This window comes from Streptomyces alanosinicus, assembly GCF_014650595.1.
Classification (GTDB): domain Bacteria; phylum Actinomycetota; class Actinomycetes; order Streptomycetales; family Streptomycetaceae; genus Streptomyces; species Streptomyces alanosinicus.
On the sequence record NZ_BMVG01000008.1, the window covers coordinates 64,440 to 87,240 of the forward strand.

The 22,801-nt window shown below is 72.4% G+C and carries 20 protein-coding genes and 2 pseudogenes; 13 read left to right on the forward strand and 9 right to left on the reverse strand.

Annotated features, from left to right (window positions below):
* Nucleotides 1–33 precede the first annotated feature (33 nt).
* Together IE277_RS19140 and IE277_RS19145 are read left to right on the forward strand one after the other, a co-directional pair.
* Nucleotides 34–249, forward strand: a complete 216-nt coding sequence (locus IE277_RS19140) for a DUF4177 domain-containing protein (protein ID WP_189954007.1) — start codon at nt 34–36, stop codon at nt 247–249.
* A gap of 233 nt (nt 250–482) precedes the next feature.
* Entirely contained in the window at nt 483–2,930 is a 2,448-nt protein-coding gene (locus IE277_RS19145) for a SpoIIE family protein phosphatase (protein WP_189954008.1), read from the forward strand.
* A gap of 79 nt (nt 2,931–3,009) precedes the next feature.
* On the opposite strand, the gene IE277_RS19150 is transcribed toward IE277_RS19145, so the two are convergent.
* The 6 genes from IE277_RS19150 to IE277_RS19175 form a co-directional block, all read right to left on the reverse strand.
* Nucleotides 3,010–3,357 (reverse strand): DUF1330 domain-containing protein, encoded by a 348-nt coding sequence (locus IE277_RS19150; RefSeq protein ID WP_189954009.1) that lies wholly within the window; start codon nt 3,355–3,357, stop codon nt 3,010–3,012.
* A gap of 130 nt (nt 3,358–3,487) precedes the next feature.
* Nucleotides 3,488–4,375, reverse strand: a complete 888-nt coding sequence (locus IE277_RS19155) for an alpha/beta fold hydrolase (RefSeq protein ID WP_189954010.1) — start codon at nt 4,373–4,375, stop codon at nt 3,488–3,490.
* Between the two features lie 230 nt (nt 4,376–4,605).
* Entirely contained in the window at nt 4,606–5,070 is a 465-nt protein-coding gene (locus IE277_RS19160; RefSeq protein ID WP_189954012.1) for a hypothetical protein, read from the reverse strand.
* Nucleotides 5,071–5,173: 103 nt separating this feature from the next.
* Nucleotides 5,174–5,791 (reverse strand): TOPRIM nucleotidyl transferase/hydrolase domain-containing protein, encoded by a 618-nt coding sequence (locus IE277_RS19165; protein ID WP_189954014.1) that lies wholly within the window; start codon nt 5,789–5,791, stop codon nt 5,174–5,176.
* Between the two features lie 257 nt (nt 5,792–6,048).
* On the reverse strand, nt 6,049–6,792 hold the full coding sequence (locus IE277_RS19170) for an SDR family NAD(P)-dependent oxidoreductase (protein WP_189954015.1): 744 nt from the start codon (nt 6,790–6,792) through the stop codon (nt 6,049–6,051).
* 101 nt (nt 6,793–6,893) lie between these two features.
* On the reverse strand, nt 6,894–7,601 hold the full coding sequence (locus IE277_RS19175; RefSeq protein WP_189954018.1) for a VC0807 family protein: 708 nt from the start codon (nt 7,599–7,601) through the stop codon (nt 6,894–6,896).
* A gap of 215 nt (nt 7,602–7,816) precedes the next feature.
* Here IE277_RS19175 and IE277_RS19180 point away from each other — a divergent pair, with 215 nt between their 5' ends.
* The 6 genes and pseudogenes from IE277_RS19180 (at nt 7,817) to IE277_RS19200 (ending at nt 12,040) form a co-directional block, all read left to right on the forward strand.
* Nucleotides 7,817–9,130, forward strand: coding sequence for a sensor histidine kinase (locus tag IE277_RS19180; RefSeq protein WP_189954020.1), 1,314 nt, complete (start codon nt 7,817–7,819; stop codon nt 9,128–9,130).
* Entirely contained in the window at nt 9,070–9,723 is a 654-nt protein-coding gene (locus IE277_RS19185) for a LuxR C-terminal-related transcriptional regulator (protein WP_189954022.1), read from the forward strand. The genes IE277_RS19180 and IE277_RS19185 overlap by 61 nt, the downstream gene beginning before the upstream one ends.
* Nucleotides 9,724–9,784: 61 nt before the next feature.
* A pseudogene (locus IE277_RS19190) lies at nt 9,785–9,952 on the forward strand (sugar kinase); the annotation flags it as partial.
* Nucleotides 9,953–10,204 (forward strand): annotated as a pseudogene (locus IE277_RS47235) (glycoside hydrolase N-terminal domain-containing protein); the annotation flags it as partial.
* A gap of 297 nt (nt 10,205–10,501) precedes the next feature.
* The gene (locus IE277_RS49545) at nt 10,502–10,723 is read left to right on the forward strand and encodes a glycoside hydrolase family 95-like protein (RefSeq protein ID WP_373310822.1); all 222 of its coding nucleotides are present in this window, start codon (nt 10,502–10,504) and stop codon (nt 10,721–10,723) included.
* A 96-nt stretch (nt 10,724–10,819) separates the two neighbouring features.
* A complete protein-coding gene (locus IE277_RS19200) occupies nt 10,820–12,040 on the forward strand; it encodes an SGNH/GDSL hydrolase family protein (protein WP_229881844.1) in 1,221 nt (406 codons plus the stop codon).
* Between the two features lie 44 nt (nt 12,041–12,084).
* Here IE277_RS19200 and IE277_RS19205 read toward each other — a convergent pair whose 3' ends face one another.
* Nucleotides 12,085–13,107: an XdhC family protein gene (locus tag IE277_RS19205; RefSeq protein WP_189954026.1), complete on the reverse strand. Its 1,023-nt coding sequence runs from the start codon at nt 13,105–13,107 to the stop codon at nt 12,085–12,087.
* Nucleotides 13,108–13,280: 173 nt separating this feature from the next.
* Nucleotides 13,281–14,225: a LysR family transcriptional regulator gene (locus IE277_RS19210; protein ID WP_189954028.1), complete on the reverse strand. Its 945-nt coding sequence runs from the start codon at nt 14,223–14,225 to the stop codon at nt 13,281–13,283.
* A 162-nt stretch (nt 14,226–14,387) separates the two neighbouring features.
* Between IE277_RS19210 and IE277_RS19215 the strand changes: the two genes are divergently transcribed.
* Genes IE277_RS19215 through amaB form a run of 3 tightly spaced genes read left to right on the forward strand, consistent with a single transcriptional unit; the run spans nt 14,388 to nt 18,565 of the window.
* On the forward strand, nt 14,388–15,560 hold the full coding sequence (locus IE277_RS19215; protein ID WP_189954030.1) for an NAD(P)/FAD-dependent oxidoreductase: 1,173 nt from the start codon (nt 14,388–14,390) through the stop codon (nt 15,558–15,560).
* Nucleotides 15,561–15,611: 51 nt separating this feature from the next.
* Nucleotides 15,612–17,009 carry a 2-oxoadipate dioxygenase/decarboxylase gene (hglS, locus tag IE277_RS19220; RefSeq protein WP_189954032.1) on the forward strand — a complete coding sequence of 466 codons (1,398 nt, stop codon included), beginning with the start codon at nt 15,612–15,614 and terminating at the stop codon, nt 17,007–17,009.
* A gap of 26 nt (nt 17,010–17,035) precedes the next feature.
* Nucleotides 17,036–18,565, forward strand: coding sequence for an L-piperidine-6-carboxylate dehydrogenase (gene amaB / locus IE277_RS19225; protein ID WP_189954034.1), 1,530 nt, complete (start codon nt 17,036–17,038; stop codon nt 18,563–18,565).
* Between the two features lie 38 nt (nt 18,566–18,603).
* On the opposite strand, the gene IE277_RS19230 is transcribed toward amaB, so the two are convergent.
* Nucleotides 18,604–19,938 (reverse strand): alpha/beta fold hydrolase, encoded by a 1,335-nt coding sequence (locus IE277_RS19230; protein WP_189954036.1) that lies wholly within the window; start codon nt 19,936–19,938, stop codon nt 18,604–18,606.
* Nucleotides 19,939–20,018: 80 nt separating this feature from the next.
* Between IE277_RS19230 and IE277_RS19235 the strand changes: the two genes are divergently transcribed.
* Nucleotides 20,019–20,636 (forward strand): TetR/AcrR family transcriptional regulator, encoded by a 618-nt coding sequence (locus tag IE277_RS19235; RefSeq protein ID WP_189954038.1) that lies wholly within the window; start codon nt 20,019–20,021, stop codon nt 20,634–20,636.
* 378 nt (nt 20,637–21,014) lie between these two features.
* Nucleotides 21,015–22,781 (forward strand): ABC transporter permease, encoded by a 1,767-nt coding sequence (locus tag IE277_RS19240; protein ID WP_229881776.1) that lies wholly within the window; start codon nt 21,015–21,017, stop codon nt 22,779–22,781.
* The last annotated feature ends 20 nt before the right edge of the window (nt 22,782–22,801 follow it).

Sequence of the window (22,801 nt, forward strand, 5' to 3'; positions counted from 1 at the left end):
TCACCCGCCCGGCATTCAGGAGGACTCCGCCCCATGAGCAACGGATACGCGTACGAGTACAAGGTCGTCACCTTCCGGGAGTCGCTGATCGGCGACGCCTTGGACAGCGACAAGCTGGAGAAGGTTCTGAACAAGCACGCCGAGGACGGCTGGGGCCTCAAGGCCATCACCTCCGCCGACGTCAAGGGCCGCATAGGGCCCGGCGCCGTGGAGGGACTGCTGCTGACCTTCGAGCGCCCGCGCGCGTAACGCCCGGAGCCGGCCGGAGGCCGCCGTGCCCTGGACGGCGGCCCCGTCCGGCCTCCGGCGGCCCCGTCCGACTCTCGGGCGGCCGCGTCAGGTCTCCGGCGGCCCGGTCCGCGTCCGGCGCCGATGGATGCCCCGCGGCCTGCGCAGATGCCCGGGGCGGCGGCCCGAGGACACTCCCGGGTCCATGTGAGACCGTGGTGTGAGGAAGCCCGCCTGCGGATGTGGCAGACACGATGGATCTCAGGGACCTTGCCGAGACGCACCGGGGCGATCCGTTCGGCATCACGTCTGCCGCGGTCGCCCTCGTGGACGTCGACGGCCTGATCCGGCGCTGGAGCCGGCGGGCGGAAGATCTCCTCGGGTATCCGGCGTCCAGCGTGCTGGGCCAACCCGTGGCCTCCCTCCTCCCGGGCGCGGACGCCTCGGTGTCCGCCCTGGCCTCGGCCCAGCGCGTCGGCGAGGGCTGGGAGGGCCTGGTCACCGTGCGTCACTGTGCGGGGCACCCGGTCGAACTGGCCGTACGGGCGTGTCCGCTGCCCGCGGAGCAGGGATCCGGCTGGCTCGCCGTGGCGTGTGAGGTCTCGGACGCACGCCGTTGGGAACTGGATCAGGCGGTGCTGCGCGGCCTGCTGGAGGAGTCACCGATCGGCATCGCCGTCCTCGACAGCGAACTGCGCTTCCAGTGGGTGAACCAGGTACTGGCCGCCATGGAGGGCCTGCCGGCCACCCCCGGGGGCCGTCACGCGGCAACGGCCCTCGGTCCGGTGCAGGTGCCGTCGGCCGTGGACTGGCAGGCGCGCCAGGCGCTGATATCGGGCCACGCCACACCGGCCGTGGAACATGTGCCGCCCGCGCACGGCAGATCCCGCCGAGATGCGCAGGGCCATCTCAGGCTCCGCTCGTCGTTCCCGCTGCGGGACGACGACGGCAAGACGCTCGGGGTGTGCCACACCGCGGTCGACTTCACCGCCCAGGACCGGGCTCGTGAGCGGCTCGCGCTGGTCAACGAGGCGGCCCAGCGCATCGGCACCACCCTGGACCTCGACCGCACGGTGGCCGAACTCGCCGAGGTCCTCGTGCCACAGCTCGCCGACTTCGTGGCGATCGACCTCTTCCAGGGCGTCCTCGCGGCAGGGGATCTCACCCCGGGACCGGTCACCGGAGGCACACTCCGTCGGGCGGCGCATGTGTCGGTCCACAAGGAACAGCCGGAAGCGATCGTTGCCATCGGGGAGCCCACCAGGTATCCGTCCAAGTCCCCGCAACGCCGTTGCCTGTCCACGGGCCGGCCGATCCTCGATCCGGTGCTGAACCAGACGACCTGGTGGCTGGCCGGTGATCCGCAGCGCCTGTCCAAGCTCGTCCGTATCGGTGTGCACACACACCTGGTGGTGCCGCTGCGGGCCCGGGGCACGACCATGGGGGTGGTCACGCTGCTGCGCTGGGACAACCCCAACCCGTTCGACGAGGACGACCTGCTGCTCGTGGAGGAGCTGGTGGCGCGGGCCGCGGTGTGCGTGGACAACGCCCGGCGTTTTGTGCGCGAGCACCATGCCGCCCTCGCTCTCCAGACCAGCCTGCTGCCGCCCGATCTGCCCGACCACTGCGCCGTCGAGGTCGCCTACCGCTATCTGCCGACCGATGCGGAGGCCGGTGTGGGCGGCGACTGGTTCGATGTCATCCCGCTGTCCGGTGCCCGCGTCGCCCTGGTCGTCGGGGACGTCGTCGGCCACGGCATCCACGCCGCGGCCAGCATGGGCCGGCTGCGTGCGGCCGTACAGACCCTCGCCGACCTGGATCTGCCGCCGGACGAACTGCTCGCCCATGTCGACGACCTGGTGCTGCGCCTCGCGGACGAGGCGGAAGCGGCCACGGACGGGCCGATGGTGATCGGCGCGACCTGCGTCTACGCGGTCTACGACCCGATCTCGCGGAAACTCACGGTGGCGCGTGCCGGACATCCCACTCCCGCCATCGCCCACCTCAGCGAGCCGGTGGAACTGCCCGACATCCCGGCCGGTCCCCCGCTGGGACTGGGCGGTCTGCCCTTCGAGTCGGCCGAGATCGAGTTGGAGGAGGGCAGTGTCGTCGCCCTCTACACCGACGGCCTGATCGAGGCCTCGGACCGCGATGTCGACGTGGGCTTCGAGCGTCTCTGCTTCGCCCTGGCCCATCCCGACCGGCCGCTGGAGGAGATCTGCGACACGATGGTGCGCATTCTGCTACCGGACCATCCGCACGACGACGTCGCGTTCCTCATCGCCCGGACCCGCGCCCTGCCCCCGGACCGCGTCGCCTCCTGGGAGGTGCCCGCCGATCCCCAGGCGGTGCACGAGGCACGTGACAACACCGTGCGGCAGCTGGCCGCATGGGGTCTGCAGGACATCGCCTTCACCACCGAACTGATCGTCAGCGAGCTGATCACCAACGCCATCACGCATGCCTGCGGACCGATCGGCCTGCGGCTGATTCACGAACGGTCGCTCATCTGTGAGGTGTCGGACGCCAGCAACACCTCGCCCCATATGCGCCGTGCCCACAACACCGACGAGGGCGGACGAGGGCTCTTCCTGGTCGCGCAGGTCGCCCAGCGCTGGGGCACCCGGTACACCGAGACGGGCAAGACCATCTGGGCGGAGCAGCAACTGCCCGCCAAGGCCGCCGACGCCGACTGCGACTGACGGCTCGGCCGGCCGCCGAGCCACGTGACGGGCTGCCCGGCGGACCGCGGGGTCCCTGCCGGCTGCGGGACCCACCACGTCAACGCGCGGCGATGGCTTCGAGCATCGTCCGTGCGGTGGCGCTCGCGTCGTAGTCCTCGCTGACGCCCGGCACCAGGATGATGTCGCCCTCGATGTGTCGCGAGCGCAGGGGCGCGATGGCCTGGTACGCGTCGGAGTCCCACCAGGCGCGTGCCTGCGCGAACGAGGGGAAGCCGATCACCACGACATGACCGGGCCAGCTGCCCTCCACCACCTCGTGCGGGGTGCCGTGGACGAGGAAGCGGCCGCCGTACGGCTCGAAGGTGGCGGTGATCCGTGCGATGTACTCGGCGATCTCCGGGTGCGGGGCGGCTTCCTGCAGGTGGGCTATCGCGTAGGCGGTCATGGTGGCGTCCTTCCGGCTGATCGGCTGCTGATGTCCACGATCCTGCCGTCAGGTAGAGCCGCGGTCGATGACCTGTCGGGTAATCGACGCGGGGCGCACGGCGAGGGCACGGGATGGCCGCATGGCCGGGTCACCGGGCGTCGAGGAAGCGCACGAGGTGGGCGGCGACCTCATCCGGTGCCTCCACCTGGGGGTAGTGGCCGACGGCGGGCGGTCCGGCGAGTTCGGTCACGGTGGCGGACGGCATGCGCCGGCGGATGCGGGGCAGCACATGGGCACCGCTGATCGGGTCGGCGGGTCCCCAGAGGAACAGGGTGGGGCCCGGATAGCCCTCCAGCGCCGCGACCCAGCGGGTCTGATGTGTGCGCCGTTCGTCGATATAGCGCAGCAGCCGCGGGGCCAGCAGGCGGCCCCCGTCGTGGCGGATGCTCTCCCACATCGTGTGCAGATCCTCGTCCGGGACGGGTCGGCCCAGGACCTGGCGCATCGTCGCGCGGAAGCCGCGCTCGGAGACGGCGTGGGTGAGCAGCGGGCCGAGCGGGCCGTGGAGCAACCGCTGTACGCGCACGGGACGGTGCAGGTCCGGGTAGAGGCCGCCGTTCAGCCAGGCCATACGGGTGATCCGGGCGGGTCCGCGGGCGAGCAGTTCCTGGGCCACACTGACGCCGTAGTCGTGGGCGACCAGCGCCGTGTCGCCGATGTCGAGGCGGCGCCACAGGTCCTCCACCAGGTCGGCCTGTTCGAGCACGGAGTAGGTGTGCCGGCGCGGTTTGTCGCTGTGCCCGAAGCCGAGCAGGTCGAAGGTGGTGACCCGGTGTCCTCGCGCCGCCAGCCGGGGCACGATCGGCGACCAGTCGTGGGAGGAGGTGGGAAAGCCGTGTACGAGCGTCACGGGCGGCCCGGCTGTGGGACCGTCCTGACGGACGAACAGGGTGTGCCGTCCAGTACGCCCCCGCACGGTGACCCTGCTCCCTCCGCGGACCCAGTGCGCGCTGGAGGGCAGGGTGTTCTGTGGCATCAGCGGCTCTCCCGTGTCGCGGCGATCCCGTCCAGCAGACAGCACAGCCCGAGGCCGAACACCCCTCGTCGTCCACGCTGTTGAGCAGTCCCGCCCGGCCGACGGCGGCTGGAGACGCATTCACCGGACGCACCTTATGTCTCCGGTGAACGCGTCACAAGCAAGGGCCGGGTGCGGCCGCCGTCCCGCTCGGAGTTCTCACGCCCCGTCTCCGGCCGGACGGCCGCGGCTCAGCCGGCGAAGACCCTGCCCTGCTTCACGACGTAGTGCGCCGGCTCGGAGCAGCCGATGGACGGTGTGATCAGCAGGCTCACGGTGAGCGGCGCGGGCTCCGTGCTCGCGGTCGAGAACTGGCAGACTGCGCCGCTGCCGGTGAGCGGGTACCAGAACCAGCCGTCGACGTCGCCCACGGTGACCCGGTCGGGCTCCTTCCAGGTGCCGTCGGTGTGCGTGTAGACCTGCAGCCGCACGGAGGCCGCGTACGGGTCCTCGGGCGACCGCAGCGCGGTCAGCGTGACCTTGTAGTCGCCGCCGAGGACGGAGGAGGCGATCACCTGGTTCCGTGGCGCCGCGGTCCGGGCGCCGGCGGCTCCGGCACTCGCGGCTCCAGCGCTCGCGGCTCCGAGGCCGGCCGCCAGGAGGAGTGTGCAGGCCGCGGTCGCGACGCCGCGGGTGTGTCGACGGACAACGTTCATGTCTTCCCCCATGAGTACAACCTGGTCCAAAGAGCCGGATCGGCTCGTACGGTGACAAAGGCCAGCGACCTGGCTCCACGGTTGTACGGCGGTCGGACAACGGTCAGAGGCCGGTGACCAACCCGTCGAGCGGGGCGGGGACTTGGCCGGGGCCGAGGGCCTCGACGAGGACGCGGCCGTAGCGGATCTTGCGGCCCTTCTTCGTGCCGAGGAAGCGCCGCAATTGCCGCTGCGCGGTGCGCCCCTGCTGTGCGGGCTGGTGCAGAAAGGTCTGCAGGGCCCGCACGTCGCCCTCTGCCCGGACGAGTTCCGCCACCCGTGTCACACCCAGTGCCCGGATGAGTTCGTCCTCCAGGTCCGCCGCGCAGACGAAGAAACCCTGCTCTGCCGCACCGGCCTGCTCCAGGGCACGGGCGTAGTAGCGGCGCTCCGCCGCGTCGCACAGCCCGGTCAGGCGGAGCCCCAGGCCGGGCGGCCCGAGCAGGCGGGCGAAGCGCCCGACACTCATCGCGCCGCCCATCGGAAGGACACAGACTCCTTCGGCCGCGAGATTCCGGCCGCGGCGCCCGGCCAGCGCGTTGACCGCCGCGGCATCGCTCGGCCCTTCGAGCAGGACGGCCGTGCGGACGGACAGCCGCCCGGCCAGCTCGTGCGCGAGGTCGCCGGAGTCACCGGCCGCCCACCCGATGACCGCCTCCCGGAACGCCGCCATGTCAGACATGAGACGAGCGTCCGCCGTTCGCGCTCACCATGCCAGCGATTATCGGGAGGCATGGCGCGGATGTGCACTCGGCCTGCTGAGACCGCGTGAGCGCGCTGTAGCGGCGGTCGTGGCGCGGCGGTGCTTATGTCACGCAGGGAGACCGTCGACGAGCTGATCGCCGAGCAGGGGCAGCGAGGCGACCGGTCGGCCTGGCCCCACCGCATCCGCCCGACCACCGCACGCGCCCCCGTCATCCGTGCCCTACAGGGCGGCGCTCAGGCGTCGCTGCGCACCAGGTCGAGCTCCGGGAACGCCACCGGCTCCGGGGCGCGGCCGGCCTGCAGCACATACGCGTGCCCCGCCTCCTCGCTCGCGGCGATCCCGGCGACCGACGCCGCGATCTCGGCGGGTTCCGCCAGAGCGAAGCCCTGGCCCTCGATGTAGTCGACGGCCTCCGGCGGCAGGATCGGCGTGCGGACGACCCCCGGGCAGATCGCGTTGATCCGCACGCCCTGCTCCCGCCATGTCGGGGCCAGCGAGCGGACCAGCCCGATCACGCCGTACTTGGTCGCCGCGTACACCGGGTCGAAGGGCGCCATCCCCACACCGGCCATGCTGGAGGTCACCACCAGTGAGCCCCCGCCGTGCGCGGCCAGCGCCGGCAGCGCCGCGTGCAGCCCGTACATCACACCGTGCAGGTTCACCGCCAGCACCCGGTGCTGCCGCTCCGCGTCGTAGTCGTCCTCCCCGAAGCCGCCGCCGTCGCCGATCCCGGCGTTGAGGTGGACGAGGTCCAGCCCGCCGTAGGCCTCCACGGCGGCGGCTATCAGTGCGAGGTTGTCCTCCTCCCGGGTGGTGTCGGTGCGGACGAACAGTCCGTGGACCTCCTCGGCGACGGCCGTGCCGCGCCTCTCGTCGATGTCCGCCACGACCACCCGCGCGCCGAGGCGGGCGAAGTGCCGCGCCACCGCCGCACCGATCCCGCTCGCCGCCCCCGTGACCACCACAACCTGCGCCATGACTCTGCTCCTCCGTATAGATCCGAGTTCCGTATAGATCTGAGTACTGACGGCCCTTTCGGGCCGCCGTTCCGCCGTGTCCGTGTCTGTGTCTGTGTCTGTCAGGCCGCCGTCGTCACCGCCGCGGCCTCGTTGTGGATGAGGGCGATCCTGGCCGGATTGCGCCCGTAGCGACGGCTGAAGATCTCCAGGCCCACGAACAGCGCCACGTACTGGAGCGTGGTCACCAGCATCACCGAGTCGATGGGCAGCGTGTACGCGAGCATCACCCGCACCCCCGAGTCCAGCAGCAGCCCCACGCCCCAGACCGCCGTCAGCAGCCGCATCACATGACGGAAGGTGGGCGACACCTGCCAGTTGTGCTCCAACTCGGCGCGCTTGTCGCCCTTCGCCACCGACGACAGGATCCGGAAGATGATCGGCTGTCCGCGCAGCGTGGCGAGGAACGCCAGCCCGACGATCCCCGTCATCCAGCCGTCCTTGGCGAACATGAACCGCGGGCTCCCGGTGACCGCCGACAGTGCCGCGCCCAGGGCGACCATGGTGAGCACCAGGATGCCCAGCATCCCGATCCGCCGCTCGCGCACTACGGTCAGCAGCGCCTCCACCAGGGGCGGTACGGCGCTCGCCAGCACCGCCCACCACAGGCCCACCCCTGCCGCCCGCAGCCCGTAGAACACGGCCAGCGGACCGACGACGTTCAGGGCGAGGCTCTGCAGCAGCGGCCCGTTCGCCGATGCCTCGCGCCTGTTCGATCCCGCGTGCTTGCTCGATCCGACGTGCTTGTTCGCGATGCGCATCCCCGTCATGTCCCTCACCCTGGTCCCTCGTCCGTGTCCGTTGTCGACGTCTTCGACGCTACGGACCTGCGGGAACGCGGACATTGAGTCCAGCCGCCGAGTCGGGGTGGGGCTAGACCCACCCCCGTGCGGGGCCCGGACACACCGTGCCCGTCCCCCGGCCGCGTCACACTGGTGAGGCGGTGCAGGCGACGCACCACGAGACCCTTCCAGGAGGCAGGCCCATGACCACGACCGCCGGACGCGCCGCCGGCATCGCCCTGCGCCGTTTCGGGCGGCGCCATCGGGAACTGGGGTACTGCTGGGCGATCGGCTGGTGCGGTGTGGGCGCCCTGGCGATGACGCTCGTGTGTGTGCCGGCCAGCCTCCTCACGGACGGCGACCCCGACCGGGGCTGGCTGCGCACGCTGCGCAGACTGGCCGACCACTACCGCACGGTGCCCGCGCGCTTCGGCGGCACTGCCGTCGTCCGTCCCTATCTCCGCGACCGGCCGCCGCGCGAGGACCCGGCCTACCGCCGTGACCTCGCCTTCCTCGCGCTGGAGTCGGTCATCGCGCCGGTGCTGCTGCTCGGGCCCAGCGCGCTGGTCTGGTACGGCCTCTTCGGCCTGCTCGCCCCGGGCATCGCCGCCCTCCTCGGCAGCCCGGGCGGCCTGCCCCACGGCACGGTGCTGACCTCACCCGCCGTGGCGCTGGCCGCCGCCCTTCTCCTGTACTACGCCGGGCTGCGGCTGGCCGCCCCCGCCTCCCGGCTGCACGCCCGCCGCTGGCTGCCGCGGCTGCTCGGCCCGGACCCGTCCGTGGCCGCGGAGGTGGAACGCCGCCGGCTGGCCGAGCGGGTGGCGGAGCTGACCGAGACCCGCGCCGCGGCCGTGGACAGCCGAGAGGCGGAGCTGCGCCGGATCGAGCGCGACCTGCACGACGGTGCGCAGGCCCGGCTGGTGGCCATGGGCCTCGCCCTCGGCGCCCTTGAGACACTGATGGAGACGGACCCGGACCGGGCCCGCGAGCTGGTGCGGCAGACCCGCGAGAACTCGGCGCGCGCCCTCACCGAACTGCGCGACCTGGTACGCGGTATCCACCCGCCGGTGCTCGCCGAGCGCGGGCTGGTCGACGCGCTGCGCGCGCTCGCCCTGGACGCCCCGCTGGAAGCCGACGTCGACGCCAAGGGGCTGACGGGCCGTCCGGAGGGGCCGATCGAGGCGGCGCTGTACTTCGCCGTCGCCGAGCTGCTGACGAATGCAGCCCGGCACGGCGACGCGGTACACGCCCGCGTCGAGCTGAGCCACGACGGCCAGGTGCTGCGCTGTGCGGTGTGGGACGACGGGTGCGGGGGCGCCCACGAGGAGGACGGCCCGGTGCTCGGGGCGGGCGGCAGCGGCCTGCGGGGCATCCGGCGCCGACTGTCGTCCTTCGACGGTAGCATCGCCATCGAGAGCCCGGCCGGAGGGCCGACCGTGGTGACGATGGAGCTGCCTTGCGTGTTGTCCTCGCCGAAGACCTCTTCCTCCTCCGGGAAGGACTCTGCACCCTCCTGACGGCACACGGCTTCACCGTGGCCGCCGCCGTGGCCAGCGGACCGGAGTTGCGCCGCGCGCTGGCCAAGGAGGAGGTCGACGTCGCCGTGGTCGACGTACGGCTGCCTCCCACCTTCACCGACGAGGGCCTCCAGGCGGCGCTGGAGGCGCGCCGTCGCCGGCCGGGGCTGCCCGTGCTCGTGCTCTCCCAGCACGTCGAGCAGCTGTACGCACGCGAGTTGCTGGCCGACGGCACCGGCGGCGTGGGCTATCTGCTCAAGGACCGGGTCCTCGGCGCGGCGGAGTTCGTCGAGGCCGTACGGCGCGTGGCCGAGGGCGGCACCGCCATGGACCCCGAGGTCGTGGCGAAACTGCTCGGCGGCCGCCGTCGCGACGAGCCCCTCGCCACGCTCACATCGCGCGAGCGGGAGGTACTGGCGCTGATGGCAGAGGGCTACTCGAACGCGGCCGTCGCCGCCCGGCTGTTCGTCAGCGAGAGCGCCGTCGGCAAGCACTCCGCGAGCATCTTCGGCAAGCTGGGCATCACCGCCTCGGAGGAGACCAACCGCCGGGTGCTGGCGGTACTGGCCTATCTGAACGGCTCGGCCGCCTGAGAGCGAAAAGGAACCTCTCTACGTTTCCGGCCATGCCCGAGATGGGCCGGGGTCGAGACCGGAGGCGCGGCCCGCGGTGGGGCGTCCGGCCAACCTGGTGCGGGTGGACGGGGGCAAGGCGCTGTTCCTCGGGATCAAGGTGACGGGCGACGAGATCATCGCCGTGCTGACCGACCTGCGGTGCCGCATCCGGCTGGCCCGGCATGTACGGCTCACGGGCCGGGCGCCGGTGCTGATGATCACCGACGCCACCCTGTGGACCGGCGGTCTCAACGACGCCCTGTAGAGCGACGGCCAATTCCCTTGCGGCCGGGATGACTTCGGTTCCCTGACCCAGCTGGCCGAGCTCACGATCGCCGTCCCCGGACACGACCAGAGCGCCGTCGACCGCTACCGTCGCACCCTGGACCTGGCCCAGGGCCTCCTGACCACCTCGTACGACCTCGCCGGCGTCACCTACCGGCGGCAGATCTTCACCAACAGCGAGTCCACCACGGCGAACAGGTCGGGGCGCTACGCCTCGTTCGGGGCGGCCACCTGGCACGCGCCAAGGTCCTCGACGCGGCCGGTGCCGCCTACCTGCAGTTCGGCCGCTATCTGATGATCTCCGGATCCCGGGGATGCCTGCCGATGCGCCTGTAGGTACCACACCGTCATCTCTCGCCGCTGTTCGGCCTCTTCCCCGGTGACCGGATCCGCCCGGACGGTTCCACCCCGAAGGACATCCTCGCCGGCGCGACGGCCCTGCTGACCGCACGCGGCACGGAAGCGCGTCGAGTTGCTGCCGGCGCTGCCCGCCGCGTGGGCGGTTTCCGGCTCGGTTTCGGGCGTCGGCGGCCGCGGCGGCTTCGTCGCCGACCTCAGGTGGAAGAACGGAAAGGTGACGCGGGTGACGCTGAAGAGCGTCGGCGGCCGTGACACGACCGTCGTCGCGGGCGCCACCTCGCACAGGATCAGCCTTGAGCCCGGTCAGTCCGTCATCCCGGGCGACTTCGCCTGAGAACGGCCGACGACAAGAGTGGAGAGATCGAGGATGTTCCCGGCAAAGGGAAGAACGGACGCGGGTCGCCGACCGCGTCGCGGGTCCTTGCTGTCCGTGCTCGGCGCGGTGACCGGCATGGCCCTGGCAGCCGTACCGCTCAGCACCGCGCATGCGGCGGGCGCCGCCACACCGTCGGCGCAGGGCAGGGGCGTTCGGGTCAGCGCCTGGTCGCCCAGTATGACGACCGGCGGCCCGTCCTTCGACGACCGGACCATCCGGATGGTGGTGCACAGCAGCGTCGCGGGCTCGCGGGCACGGATCACACTGTCCAACCGGTACAGCGCCACGCCGCTGGACGTCGGCGCCGTGGACGTGGCCGTCCAGGCGAGCGGTGCGCAGGCGGAGCGCGGAACCACACGGAACGTCACCTTCGGCGCGTCCGGCCACATCACGCTTCCCGCCGGCGCGGAGGCGGCCAGCGATGTCGTCCCGATCTCGGTGGGCGCCGGGGAGAACCTGCTCGTCAGTCTCTACGTGCCCGGCAGCACCGGAGTGTCGACCTGGCACTCCGACGCGTTCGACACCACCTATCTCGCCTCCGGCGACCACACCGGTGACGACGGCGCCGGCGCGTTCGGCGCCACCAGGACCTCCTGGTACTACCTGGCAGGGCTGGACGTCGTACCGGCGACCGCGAAGGGCACCGTTGTCGCCTTCGGAGACTCCATCACCGACGGCTACCGCTCCTCGACCGGCACCTACCGCCGGTGGCCGGACTTCCTCGGACGCCGGCTGGGCGCCGGGCCCCGCCCGCAGCGGCTGAGTGTCGTCGACGCCGGTATCGGTGGAAACCGGGTCCTCACCGACGCCCCGAACCTGCGGCAAGGTGTCAGCGCCCTGAAGCGGTTCGGCCATGACGCGCTGGGCCGGCCCGGTATCAGGGACGTGATCCTCTTCGAGGGCATCAACGACATAGGCAACAACGCCGGACCCGACGGACAGCCGCTGACCGCCGAGGACCTCATCGACGGCTACCGCACCCTGGCCGACGAGGCGCACACCGCCCGTGTCCGCGTCATCGGCGCGACCCTGCTGCCCGACCAGGGCAACGGCTACTACACGCCTGCCGCCGAGGCGATCCGGCAGACCGTCAACCAGTGGATCCGCACGGGCGGCGCCTTCGACGGCGTCATCGACTTCGACCGGGCCCTGCGTGACCCCGCGAACCCCGCCGCCCTGGACCCGGCATACGACTCGGGCGACCACCTCCACCCCGGTGACGCGGGCATGAAGGCCTTGGCCGACGCGATCGACCTGCGGCTCCTGCGCAGCTGACCGACCTCACTCGCCGTCCGTACACGACGTCACGGGGCCGTCGGTCAGGCGCTCCGCGGGCCGGCCGCCTCGCGGAGCACGCGGGCCTCGCGGCCGTCGAGCGCGGCGAGTACCTCGGCGCAGATGGCGAGTGCCGTCTCGGCCGGGGTGCGGGCGCCCAGGTCGAGGCCGATGGGACCGTGGATGCGGTCGATATGCGCCTCGGTGAGACCGGCCTCGGCGAGACCGGCGGCGCGCCGGGCCTGCGTACGGCGGGAGCCCAGCGCGCCGACGTAGCGGATCCCGCCGGTCAGCGCGGCGGACAGAACCGGGATGTCGACGTCCGGTTCATGGCTGAGGACGATCAGGCAGGCGGCGGCCGGACGTTCGGCGAGCCGCTGTACGGCGTCCGGGGCGGCGGTCTCCACCGTGGCGTGCCAGCCGAGCAGACGGGCCTGCGCGGTGAGCAGGTCGGCGAGTTCGCCTCCTCCCACCACGACCAGATGAGGCACGGCCGGGAACGCCTCGACGAGGACGAGCCCGTCGTCCGTGGAGCGGGCGGCCCGGCCGGCCCGGCGCCGGGCGAGCAGCTCACGAGCGCGCTCGACGGCCTCGGCGAGCGCGTCATCATCGCCCTCATCGCCCTCATCGCCCTCCGTCCCCTCCGGCGCGGGCGTCGCCACGGTGCTGGCCACCTGGGTCTGTTTCTCGTCCAGTCGGCTGATCAGGGCGGCGTCCGCTCCCTCGGCGAGCAGGTCCCACCAGCGGGCGGGCACGGTGTGCAGGGACTGCAGCAGCACCTCGGCCTCACCGCCGCAGGTCATGCCCGCCCGCCTCACCTCGTCGCCGTGGACGGACACCGCACGGACACACGCGGTGTGGCCGGCCGGCAGCGCGGCGGCCTCCGCGGCCAGGTAGGCGTCGAACACACCGCGGTACAGGGTGCCGTGGCACTGTCCGTCCTGGTCGATCAGGACCGCGTCGGCCGGGTGCCGGGGGCCGAAGCCCTGCTCGGTGAGGGGGCGGGCGAGTACGCCCGTACGCCCCTGGGCCACCCACCGCCGTGCCGTCTCCGCCAGCTCACGCATGATTGCGGTCCTCCTCGTCCGGCCATCGGCACCGGGAACCGCCTGCTCGGCGGTGGCGCCGTCACGGGAATTCTAGTGAGGAGCGCGACCGCGGCTCGGGAAGTGGGCGCAGCACCGACTCCAGCACATTCCCGGCGACCCGACGCGCAGAGCGGGCCGTCGCCGAAAGAGACCTACGTCGGGGGGTTCAACGGCCCGGCCGCCGTACGTGACGGTGGCCGGCCCGGGTGTGCGGTGCGGGCCAGCACCTCGACGAGGGCCGCAATCGTCGGACGGTGCTCGGCGAAGGAGCGGCAGACCACGACGATATGACGCTCCATCGTCTCCCGCAGATCCAGCACATCGAGGCAGGACGGGCGCAGCCGGAGCATCAGATCGGTCACCACGCCGACCCCGACACCGGCCTCGATCAGGGCCAGGGTGGCGGCCGTGTCCGTCACCTCGTGCAGCGCCTGCGGCTCGAATCCGGCCCGGCGGCAGACCGTGAGCACGGCGCGGCCGTAGTAGCTGCCGGCCGACGGCAGGATCCAGCCCAGTTGCCCGGCGTCGGCGAGCGACACCGTCCGCCGGCCGGGCATGGCCCCCGCGGGCACCGCGAGCGAGAAGCGCTCCCTGGACAGCTCCCGCACCCGCAGGGACGGATCCCGTGGGATCGGCACATCCGGATAGTCCAGGCCGAGGGCCAGGTCGACGGTGCCGCCGGCGACCGCGTCGTAGACCTCGTCCACGTCCATGTCCCGGCTGCGCACGGTCATCCCGGGGTGCCGCTCGCGCACCTGGCGCAGGGCCGGCGGCAGGATCTCGGCGGCGGCCGTGGCGAACAGCCCGACGCGCAGCGTTCCGGATATCTCGTTGCGGGTGCGTTCCAGCGCCTCCACGGCCTCGGCCTCGGTCGTGAGGATGCGCTCGGCGTGCCGGGCCAGCGTGGCCCCGGCGTCGGTGAGTTCGACGCGGCGCCCCACCCGCCGCAGCAGTTGCCAGCCGGTGGCCCTCTCCAGTGCGGCGATCTGCTGGGACACTCCGCCGGGCGTGTAGCCCAGGGCCTCGGCGACGGCGGTGATGGTGCCGCGCCTGGTCAGTTCCACCAGTGAACGCAGCTGCGCACTCGTCCAGTCCATATAGCGACCCTCAAAGATCAACGGCATGGATCGTTGATGGACGTCAACGGTCGGCTTGCTGCACGATGACGCGGAGAGCGCTGATCGGCACCACTCTGTCACCGACAGTCCCGCCGCCCGGTCCGGTCCCCGGCGGGGTGGCTCCTGGAAGGGAGTGGCCCGTTGTCCTCCTCGGCCTTCCGTACTGTTCCGGCCCGCGCCGACGTCGTGATCGTCGGTGGCGGTGTCATGGGTGTGAGCACCGCGTTCCACCTCGCCGAGGCCGGCGTGCCGGACGTCGTGGTCGTCGAGCGCGGTGACCTCGGCTGCGGCAGTTCGGGCAAGCCGATCGGCGGCGTCCGCGCCCAGTTCTCCGATCCGCTCAACATCGAACTGGGCAGCCGCAGCCTGCGCGCCTACGAGGAGTTCCCCCGGCGGCCCGGTGCCGGCATCCGGCTCGACACGGTCGGCTATCTCTTCCTGCTCGACAGCGATCGGCAGGCGCGCGCCTTCGAGGCCGGGGTCGAGCTCCAGAACAGCCTCGATGTGCCGAGCCGCATGATCAGCCCCGCCGAGGCCGGGCGCCTGTGTCCCTACCTCGCCACCGACGGCCTGGTGGCGGCCGCCTACTCCCCCGCCGACGGTCATGCCCGCCCCGCCCTGGTCGTCCAGGGGTACGCCCGCGCCGCCGCGCGCCGTGGTGTCACCCTCGTCACCCGCACCGAGGTCCTGGGCATCGACACGGCCGGAGACCGCGTCACCGGTGTGCACACCAGCCACGGCCGCATCGCATGCCCCACCGTGATCTGCACGGCGGGGGCCTGGTCGGCGCGGATCGGCGCCATGGCCGGGGTCGACCTGCCCGTCCGCCCCGTGAAACGGCAGCTGGCGTTCACCGTGCCGCTCCCGCCGCCCGCCCCGCGGATCCCGTTCACCATCGACTTCTCCTCGACCGCCTACTTCCACAACAGCGACGACGGCTTGCTGTTCGGACTGGCCGACCCCGGCCAGGAGGACGGCTTCGACACCACCTGGACCCCTCAGTGGCTGGAGCTGTTCCGCGCCGTCGCCCGGCGCCGCGCCCCGGCCCTGGCCGGCATGGAGACCGCCGGCGGATGGGCGGGCCTGTACGAGGTCACCCCCGACCACAACGCCCTGATCGGCCGCTCCGGCGCAGTGCCCGGCTTTCTGTACGCCACCGGATTCTCCGGGCACGGCTTCCTCCAGGCACCCGCGGTCGGCGAGGTCGTACGCGATCTCTGCCTGGAGCGGGAGCCGTTCACCGACATCGCCCCGCTCAGCGCCGACCGGTTCCACCACGGCGCCGAGACCCGCCCCGAAGCCCACGTGGTGTGACCCCCGAGCCCCGATGCCCAGGTGATGTGACCCCGACCGAGAGGCCGAACCATGCCGACGATCAGCCAGTGGCGACTGCGGGCCGCGTTCGCGGAGCGGCTGTCGCGGATGTACGGGCGGGAGGTGCCCGCCTACACCACGCTCGTCGACGTCTCACGGGAGGTCAACGAGGACGTCCTGCGCGCCCGGGGAGCCGCAGCCGAACGCCTGGGGTCCATCGGCCGGGTCACCGCCGAGCGGCACGGGGCCATCCGCGTCGGCACACCACGGGAACTGCGGCAGGTCGCCCGGATCTTCGGCGCTCTCGGCATGCGTCCGGTCGGCTTCTACGACCTGCGGGAGGCCGCCGCCAGCGCCGTCCCCGTCGTCTCCACGGCCTTCCGGCCGGTCGACGGCGAGGAACTGGCCCGCAACCCCTTCCGGGTGTTCACCTCCCTGCTCACCCCGGACGACCCCCGCTTCTTCGACGCCGGTCTGCGCTCGCGCCTGGAGGCCTTCCTCGCCGCCCGCGCACTCTTCCCGCCCGAGCTGCTCGAACTGGCCGACCGTGCCGCCGCCGAGCGGGAACTGCCCGAGGAGGAGGCCGAACGGTTCCTGCGGCTCGCCGTGGCGGCCTTCGAGCTGTCCGCCGAGCCGGTCGACCGGGCCTGGTACGAGACCCTGGAGCGGGTCTCCGCCGTCGCCGCGGACATCGGCGGCGTACGCAGCACACACATCAACCACCTCACCCCGCGCGTCCTCGACATCGACGAGCTGTACCGCCGGATGACCGAGCGCGGCATCGAGATGATCGACACCGTCCAGGGCCCGCCGGCCTGGCGGGGCCCCGACGTCCTGCTGCGCCAGACCTCCTTCCGGGCCCTGGCCGAACCCCGCGCCATGCGCACCCCGGACGGCGACGTCGTCACCGGCGCGCTGCGGGTCCGCTTCGGCGAGGTCGAGGCCCGGGGCATCGCCCTCACCCGCCGGGGCCGCGCCCTGTACGACGAACTCCTCGCCCGCGTCGACGAACGGGCCGCCCAGAACCCCACGGAAGCCCGCGGTGACATCGCGCGCGCCGTGTGGGAGCGGCACATGCCCGGCAGCGAGCGGGACCTCGCCGCCGCGGGACTGGCCTACTTCACCTACCGGCCCCGCCCCGACCGGCCGCGCGACGGCAGCCGGCCGCCCACCGGCCCCGGCGAACTGCTCCGGCAGGGCTGGGTGCGCGCCGAGCCCATCGTCTACGAGGACTTCCTGCCCCGCTCCGCCGCCGGCATCTTCCAGTCCAACCTCGGCGGCGAGGGCACCCGCGACAACGACCGGCAGGGCACCGCGTACGACGCCGCCTGGCTCTCCGACGCCATCGGCCACGAGGTCCTGGACCCCTTCGACCTCTACGAACGGCAGCAGCGCCGCTCCCTCGACGAGGTCGCCCGCGCACTCGATCCGACCGGCCCGCTCCGCTGACCCCTCCCCCCCTCCCGAGGACCGCCATGACCAGCACCGCACCGCCCACCACCGACGAGCTGCGCGCCCGCGCCGTCACGTCCCTGCACTCCATCGGCGTCACCCTGCCCGAGGGCGACGACCTGCCCGCCCGTACACCCCTCACCGGCGAGCACCTCTTCGTGCTGGCGGCCGCCACGGACGCCGACGCCGACGCGGCGATCGCCGCCGCCCGTGCCGCGTTCCTGACCTGGCGCACCACGCCCGCCCCGCGCCGCGGTGAACTCGTGCGCCGCCTGGGCGAGTTGCTGCGCGAGCACAAGAGCGACCTCGCCGACCTCGTGACCATCGAGGCGGGCAAGATCCGCTCCGAGGCGCTCGGCGAGGTCCAGGAGATGATCGACATCTGCGACTTCGCGGTCGGTCTGTCCCGGCAGCTGTACGGCCGTACGATCGCCTCCGAGCGGCCCGGCCACCGCCTGGCCGAGACCTGGCATCCGCTCGGCGTGGTCGGCGTCATCTCCGCCTTCAACTTCCCCGCCGCCGTCTGGTCCTGGAACACCGCCGTCGCGCTGGTCTGCGGCGACACCGTGGTCTGGAAGCCCTCGGAGCTGACGCCGCTGACCTCGCTGGCCTGTGACCGGCTGCTCGCCCGCGCCGCCGAGGAGGCCGGCGCGCCAAGCGAGGTGCACCGGCTGCTCCTCGGCGACCGGGCGGTCGGTGAGCGGCTCGTCGACGATCCGCGCATCGCCCTCGTCAGCGCCACCGGCTCGACCCGCATGGGCCGTGCGGTCGGCCCGCGCGTCGCCGCCCGCTTCGGCCGCAGCCTGCTGGAACTCGGCGGCAACAACGCCGCGATCGTCGCCCCGTCCGCCGACCTGGACCTCGCCGTCCCGGCCATCGTCTTCGCCGCGGCCGGCACCGCGGGCCAGCGCTGTACGACGCTGCGCCGCCTCATCGTCCACCGCGACATCGCCGACACGCTCATCGAGCGGCTGGCCGCTGCCTACGCCAAGCTCCCCGTCGGCGACCCGTTCGACGACACGACGCTCGTCGGCCCGCTGATCTCCGCGGCGGCGCTCGACGCCATGCACGAGGCGGTGACCCGCGTCCAGGCCGAGGGCGGCGAGATCCTCGCCGGCGGCAACCGGCGCCTGGCCGGGGCGGCGCCCGCGGCCGCCTACATCGAACCGGTCCTCGTCCGCGTCGCGGAACAGAGCGACGTCGTACGGGAGGAGACCTTCGCGCCGATCCTGTACGTCCTCACCTACGACACCCTCGACGAGGCGATCGCCCTGCACAACGGCGTCCCTCAGGGCCTGTCGTCCAGCATCTTCACCCGCGACCAGCGGGAGGCCGAGATCTTCCTGTCCGCCGAGGGCTCCGACTGCGGGATCGCCAACGTCAACATCGGCACGTCCGGGGCCGAGATCGGCGGTGCCTTCGGAGGCGAGAAGGACACCGGCGGCGGCCGCGAGTCCGGCTCCGACGCCTGGAAGGCCTATATGCGCTCGGCCACCAACACCGTCAGCTACGCCACCGAACTCTCCCTCGCCCAGGGAGTCAGCTTCCTGTGATCCACGGCCGGGGGCCACGATGAGTGCCCGGCCGAGCGTCACTTGCGGGCGCGCAGGAAGACGGGGATGTCGTCGCGGGTCGGGTAGTTCGGCAAGGGGGCCGGCTTGGCCTGGAGGAACGCGGTGATGACGGCGGCGGCCCGGTCGTCGTTGTCGTCCAGGCCGTTCCACAGGTGATGCCCGACTCCGGGCATGTACTGCGTGCGCTCGACGGCGGGGTCGGCGGCGAGGACGGCGGTCTCCCATTGACGGACCTGCGAGGAGCACTCGGCCATCATCAGCATGGCGGGCGTCCTCGAACGCCCGAGGCGCGGCGCGAGAGAGGGCGTGTCCTTCACCGTCTGCTGGATACGCAGGCTGGCCGCCGCGCTGAAGGAGAAGTTCCGTGCCGAGTCCTCGCGGGGGATGCGGTGCGCGTCGCGCGCGCAGTAGGCGGACGCGGTGTCGCTGCCGAGGTCGGCGGCGGTGAAAGCGTTGTCGCCCTCGGCCTGTCCGATCAGTCCGGTGCCGGGGGTGAGCAGGCCGAGGCGCATGAGCCCGAACGCCACGGCGTAGCGGGGGACATGGGTCGAGCGCGGTCCGGTCATGGCCGGGGCGAGGCCGCGCGCGGACGGACGCCCCCGCTGCCCGGCGATCCGCGTCGTGGGGCCGTCCATCGGGCCGGGTTCGGCGATGACCGCACGGTGCACCCGCGCGGCGGCGGAAGGGTCGGCCAGGGCCCGGGTGAGCACCACCGCGCCCGACGAGAAGCCGAGGACGTCGGCCTTGCCCGGGCCCAGGCGGTGGATGAATGCGGCGAGGTCACGGACCGACCGAGAGATCGTGTACTGGTCCATGGGGAGCAGGTCGCTGCGGCCGCCGCCGGCCTGTTCGTACGTGTAGACGTCGTAGCCCTGGTGTGCCAGGAGCCGCAGGAAGCGGTGGTCGAGCAGCGAGATGCCGCGCACCGGTCCGCCGTTGAGGTACACGAGCGGGACGGGATGCCGGGTCGCGGATGCCGTCGGCGGGTAGTGGTACACCGCGACCCTGCTGCCGGTGGCCAGGCTCCAGTGCTGGGTGGCCACGAACGGCAGGGCGGGCGGCTGGCGCCGGTCCGTGGGGACGGTCGGGACGCAGACCGAGGCCGTCAGCGCCGCCGCGACGACCACGGGCAGGAACGGCACGAGCCGCGCCGCGCCGGTGCGCCGCCGGCCGAGCCACAGTGCGGCGCCGGCGGCGACCGCCACCGTCGTCAGCCATGCGGCGAGCCCCGACGCGGCTCCGTCCGTGACGACGATCAGCAGCAGGAACACCACGGCCGCCGCCGCGACGGCGGTCAGCGCCAGCAGCAGGCGCCCGACGAAGCGGATCAGGCGTATGGCGAATGTGGGCACAGCGAACCTCCCCGGTTTCAGAACACCGTTTCGGAACGGCGTTTCAAAACGACGTTACCAAAGACGGTAGGCTTCTCGTCATGGGCAGGCCCAGAACGAACGACGAGACCGTCAAAGAGCGGCTGGTGGTGTGCGCGACCGAGATGCTCGCCACCCGCCCGCAGGAGTCGGTCACCCTGCGCGCCCTGGCCGCTGCCGCCGGGGCGTCGACGACGGCGGTGTACTCCCTGTTCGGCGGCAAGGACGGACTGATCCGGGCGGTGCGCGACAGAGCCGTCGAGGGCCTGTTCCAGGACGTGTCGGCGGTGCCGGCCTCCGAGGATCCCCTCGCCGACATCCACGCCCTGGCCGTCGCCTACCGGCGCTGGGGGTGCGGACACCGCCACCTGTACACCGTGCTGTTCGGCGGGGTGCAGTCCTTCGAGCCGACGGGCGCGGTCGGCGGCCGTGACCCGATCGGTCCGCTCGTCGCCGCGATCGAACGGGGTGTGAGCGGGGCCGTCCTCGCCGGCGAGGCGACGTCGATCGCCCTCTCGCTCTGGGTGACCCTGCACGGGCTGGTGACGCTCGAACTGGCCGGAGCCCTCGACGCCCGCACGGCCGAGGCCGCGTTCCGGCCGACGTTCCAGGCCGCGCTGCGCGGCTGGACGACGCCCACCGTGTTCCGCGGCCTCCGGAGCACCGAAACCGCCCCCTGACAGCACGGCGGCCGAGCGGACTATTTGCGTATCGACGCAACAAGGGGCACACTCTTGGAGTCGGGTCCTGTGCGCGTCGCGCGTGCTCGGGGCGGAGCCGCATCACGGAACGGAGGCAGCCATGGGTGCAGACCCTCCCAGTCCGCGCTGCCTCCAGGGCATGCGCTGGCTTTGACCGGCCGGGCCTTGTGGGCTCGGCGTCCCGCGCCGGGCGCGGCATCGGACCTCGGCTCGACGAGGCTGCCGTGACCCTCCGGGCGGGCCCTTCCTACTTACCTGTTTTTCCCATGCTGCCTGGGTGCCCCCTGTCCTGCCGCCGGTGCGTCGGCCGCGGCCGGGCAGGCCGGCGTGCCCAGAGTGGGGGCGGAGGTCTTCGTGATGTCGATCCGTACGGACAACAAGCCCGCCAAGACGGTGGAGCGCACACCGCTGGTGGCGAGGCTGCCCGGACGCCTGTCCCGGTTCTCCTGGGTGGACGCGGCGGTGGCCGCCGCGGTCCTGGTGATCCTCTATGGGGTGCTGCGCGTCGGGCACGGCACCACCGTCGCCTTCAACACCCACCAGAACGTCCGGGTCGACACCGATCCCACGCAACTGCCGTACGACGCGGCGCGCTCGCTGTTGCGGATGTTCGCCGCGCTGGCGCTGTCGATCGCGTTCACCTTCGGTTACGCCTACGCGGCCGCCAGGAGCAGGCGGCTGGAGCGGATCCTCGTCCCGGCCCTGGACATCCTGCAGTCGGTACCGGTGCTGGGCTTCCTGACGGTCGCGGTGACCGGGTTCATCGCCCTGTTCCCCGGCTCGATGCTGGGCCTGGAGTGCGCGTCGATCTTCGCGATCTTCACCTCGCAGGCGTGGAACATGACGTTCGGGTTCTACTACTCCCTCACCTCCCTGCCTCGTGAACTCGACGAGCTGTCACGGTCGTTCGGCTTCACCCGCTGGATGCGGTTCTGGAAGGTGGAGCTGCCGGCCGGAATGATCGGGCTGGTCTGGAACGGCATGATGAGCTTCGGCGGCGGCTGGTTCTTCCTGGTGGCCTCGGAGGCCATCAGCGTCGACAACCAGCGGTACGCGCTGCCCGGAGTCGGCTCCTACGCCGGTGCCGCGATCGCCGACGGCGATCTGGGCAAGGTCGGCTGGGCCATCCTCACCATGGCCGTGATGGTGATCGGTGTGAACTTCCTGTTCTGGCGGCCGCTGACCGCGTGGGCGGAGAAGTTCAAGAACGAGCAGTCCGAGGCGAGCGAGGTACAGCGGTCCGTCGTCCTGGACTTCCTGCGCCGCTCGCACTGGCCGCGCCTGCTCGGCCGGGTGCTGCGCCCGGTGGGGCATGCGCTGAGCACGGCCGGCCGGGTCTTCGGCCGCGACGACCGCCCGCTCGTCGTGGACCCCGTGCGCCGGCGCACCGGCGACATCGTCTTCACCGTCGTCACCGGCGGGCTGATCCTGTGGGGCCTGTTCGACCTCGGGCACTATCTCCACGACCGCACCGGGCTCGGCGTCTTCGGCGAGCCGCTGCTGCTCGGCCTCGCCACCCTCGCCCGGGTGGTGGTCCTGGTCGCGCTGGCCACCGTGGTCTGGGTGCCGATCGGCGTGCGGATCGGCTTCTCGCCGCGGCTCACCCGGATCGCCCAGCCGGTCGTCCAGGTCCTGGCGTCGTTCCCGGCCAACTTCCTCTTCCCGCTGGCGGTGTGGTTCTTCCTGCGGACCGGGCTGTCCATCAACATCGGCGGCACGCTGCTGATGGCGCTCGGTGCCCAGTGGTACATCCTGTTCAACACCATCGCCGGCGCCATGGCCATCCCGAGCGATCTGCGCGAGGCCATGGACGACCTCGGCGTGCGCGGCCGGCAGCGGTGGCGGCGGCTCATCATCCCGGGGATCTTCCCGTCGTACGTGACCGGCGGGATCACTGCCTCCGGCGGCGCCTGGAACGCCTCGATCGTCTCCGAGGTCGTCACCTTCGGCGGCACCACCCTCACCGCCACCGGCCTCGGCGCGTACATCGCGAAGGCCACCGAGAGCGGCGACTATCCGCATCTGATCGCCGGGGTCGCGGTGATGAGCCTCTACGTCGTCGGGCTCAACCGCCTGCTGTGGCGCCGCCTGTACCGGCTGGCCGAGACCCGCTACTCCCTCTGAACTTCCTTTTTCCGACACGT

Excerpts from the sequence above, each read along its gene's own strand:
- IE277_RS19140 (WP_189954007.1), top strand. The coding sequence starts at position 34 with ATGAGCAACGGATACGCGTACGAGTACAAGGTCGTCACCTTCCGGGAG.
- IE277_RS19145 (WP_189954008.1), top strand. The coding sequence starts at position 483 with ATGGATCTCAGGGACCTTGCCGAGACGCACCGGGGCGATCCGTTCGGC.
- IE277_RS19150 (WP_189954009.1), bottom strand. The coding sequence starts at position 3,357 with ATGACCGCCTACGCGATAGCCCACCTGCAGGAAGCCGCCCCGCACCCG.
- IE277_RS19155 (WP_189954010.1), bottom strand. The coding sequence starts at position 4,375 with ATGCCACAGAACACCCTGCCCTCCAGCGCGCACTGGGTCCGCGGAGGG.
- IE277_RS19160 (WP_189954012.1), bottom strand. The coding sequence starts at position 5,070 with ATGAACGTTGTCCGTCGACACACCCGCGGCGTCGCGACCGCGGCCTGC.
- IE277_RS19165 (WP_189954014.1), bottom strand. The coding sequence starts at position 5,791 with ATGTCTGACATGGCGGCGTTCCGGGAGGCGGTCATCGGGTGGGCGGCC.
- IE277_RS19170 (WP_189954015.1), bottom strand. The coding sequence starts at position 6,792 with ATGGCGCAGGTTGTGGTGGTCACGGGGGCGGCGAGCGGGATCGGTGCG.
- IE277_RS19175 (WP_189954018.1), bottom strand. The coding sequence starts at position 7,601 with ATGACGGGGATGCGCATCGCGAACAAGCACGTCGGATCGAGCAAGCAC.
- IE277_RS19180 (WP_189954020.1), top strand. The coding sequence starts at position 7,817 with ATGACCACGACCGCCGGACGCGCCGCCGGCATCGCCCTGCGCCGTTTC.
- IE277_RS19205 (WP_189954026.1), bottom strand. The coding sequence starts at position 13,107 with ATGCGTGAGCTGGCGGAGACGGCACGGCGGTGGGTGGCCCAGGGGCGT.
- IE277_RS19210 (WP_189954028.1), bottom strand. The coding sequence starts at position 14,225 with ATGGACTGGACGAGTGCGCAGCTGCGTTCACTGGTGGAACTGACCAGG.
- hglS (WP_189954032.1), top strand. The coding sequence starts at position 15,612 with ATGCCGACGATCAGCCAGTGGCGACTGCGGGCCGCGTTCGCGGAGCGG.
- amaB (WP_189954034.1), top strand. The coding sequence starts at position 17,036 with ATGACCAGCACCGCACCGCCCACCACCGACGAGCTGCGCGCCCGCGCC.
- IE277_RS19235 (WP_189954038.1), top strand. The coding sequence starts at position 20,019 with ATGGGCAGGCCCAGAACGAACGACGAGACCGTCAAAGAGCGGCTGGTG.
- IE277_RS19240 (WP_229881776.1), top strand. The coding sequence starts at position 21,015 with ATGTCGATCCGTACGGACAACAAGCCCGCCAAGACGGTGGAGCGCACA.